This window comes from Streptomyces sp. NPDC055078, from assembly GCF_053607985.1.
Genome location: NZ_JBSGUP010001134.1, coordinates 1 through 1,246, shown reverse-complemented (window position 1 = coordinate 1,246; position 1,246 = coordinate 1). Strand labels below are relative to the sequence as shown.

At 66.6% G+C, this 1,246-nt stretch carries 2 protein-coding genes; one reads left to right on the top strand and one right to left on the bottom strand.

All coding sequences use genetic code 11. The features are described 5' to 3' along the window. The coding region (locus ACWF94_RS40730; RefSeq protein ID WP_453500377.1) for a DUF6596 domain-containing protein at positions 1–385 on the bottom strand (385 nt) is incomplete at its 3' end. 76 nt (positions 386–461) lie between these two features. On the opposite strand from ACWF94_RS40730, the gene ACWF94_RS40725 reads away from it, so the two are divergent. Then, positions 462–815, top strand: a complete 354-nt coding sequence (locus ACWF94_RS40725) for a peptidase inhibitor family I36 protein (RefSeq protein WP_453500376.1) — start codon at positions 462–464, stop codon at positions 813–815. Positions 816–1,246: the final 431 nt, after the last annotated feature.

The window sequence follows — 1,246 nt, the reverse complement described above, 5'->3', positions numbered from 1 at the left end:
GAACCGCGTCGACGCGGTGCCCGGCGACGGGTGCGCCGATCGCCGAGGGGCAGGCCCCGCGGTCCTGCTGGTCGATGGTGACCAGTCCGCCGCTGGTCGGGACCCGGGCGGTACGGCGGGCCTCGGTGAGGAGCATCAGCGCCAGCAGCCCGGCCACCTCGAACACCTCGGCCCCGAACCGACACCGCCTCCCGGTTTTCTCCTGTCTCCGTCCGCGCGCCACCACATCAACGTGCTGGACCGGCACCCTTTCCACCTCCCTGACCTGCCCGATGGCCTCCTGCGAACCTTGCTCGACAAGTACGGACGCGGGCGTCACCGGGCGGGCCTTCCAGCCATTGCGGGGACGGCCGGAACACCGCCTTTCGACCGTTCGGCATGTCATGCATCCTGGCCGGATGGATTTCATTCGAACAGAGCGGGGAAGGGCCACATTGAGGAATATATGGACAACTGCGGCGATGGGCGCAGTTTCCCTCGCCCTGAGCATCACGGGCCTGGTCTTCGCCCCCTCGGCGGCAGCCGATCAGGACGATTGCCCCGAGGAATATCTGTGCGTCTGGGACAATGCAACGTATTCCGGCTCTCCCACGTGGAAGTCCATGACAGACCTCTACGACCTGTCCTCCACGTCCGGTTTCTCCGTCGTCAACAACACCTCGATGGATGTCCGCTTCAAGATCATCAGTCACTACGGGCCCCCCGAGCCATGGGTCATCGCCTGCCTGCACGCCCCGCCCGGCGCGAACGCGCACGCCTGGCGCGGCGGCTTCCGGCGCACTCTGTCCTGGACCCAGATCGGCGTCATCTGCTGACGCGTGAGCCCTTCCGCGCGCCGGCCCCGGCCGGGCATCGAAGATACAGAGCCGGCGTGACGACACGCTCCCGGGAGGGGCCCGACCCGCCACCACACGGCATCCCCCTCCGGAATCAGCGGCGGCGATTCAGGGCCCACCGGAGTATTCGGACGCCGCCCCTCGACGCCGTTGAGGGTCCTGGAAAGTTGCGCACAAATGCGCAATGAGAATTGATTCATGCCGTCGCCGTCGATCCAGATTGATTGACCCCGCACTCCGTCGGTCCTGGCCTTCTCATGCCGGGGTCATCCTCGCGGGCCCGGCCCCCCACGGCTATGGGGCCCCGGCATGTTCCCTTTTTCGGTTTTCCGCGCTCGATGGAGGAATGACAGTGAAATTCGGCTTGTTTCCCGCACGCTCGCGAAGGGTCAGCGCCATCGCCTTAGGGG